Genomic DNA, 320 nt, shown 5'->3' on the forward strand with positions numbered 1-320 from the left:
ATGAGGGGTGAGGTTTTTTGAGGGCGTCCTTCCTTAAGGACGTGCTCGTCAATTTTTGTTTTGAGAGTCATCTATTCGGATGCTTTTCATGAAGTTTTTTTGTGGAGGGTTCGATTCTGGCTCAGGATGAACGCTGGCGGCGTGCTTAACACATGCAAGTCGAACGGGATCCATCAGGCTTTGCTTGGTGGTGAGAGTGGCGAACGGGTGAGTAATGCGTGACCGACCTGCCCCATACACCGGAATAGCTCCTGGAAACGGGTGGTAATGCCGGATGCTCCAGTTGATCGCATGGTCTTCTGGGAAAGCTTTCGCGGTAT

At 51.2% G+C, this 320-nt stretch carries 1 rRNA gene; it reads left to right on the forward strand.

Annotation, left to right across the window (positions count from 1 at the left end):
- Positions 1 to 98 precede the first annotated feature (98 nt).
- A 16S ribosomal RNA gene (locus DKT72_RS18950) occupies positions 99 to 320 on the forward strand; the annotation flags it as partial.

The organism is Confluentibacter sediminis, assembly GCF_003258355.1.
Taxonomy (GTDB): domain Bacteria; phylum Bacteroidota; class Bacteroidia; order Flavobacteriales; family Flavobacteriaceae; genus Confluentibacter; species Confluentibacter sediminis.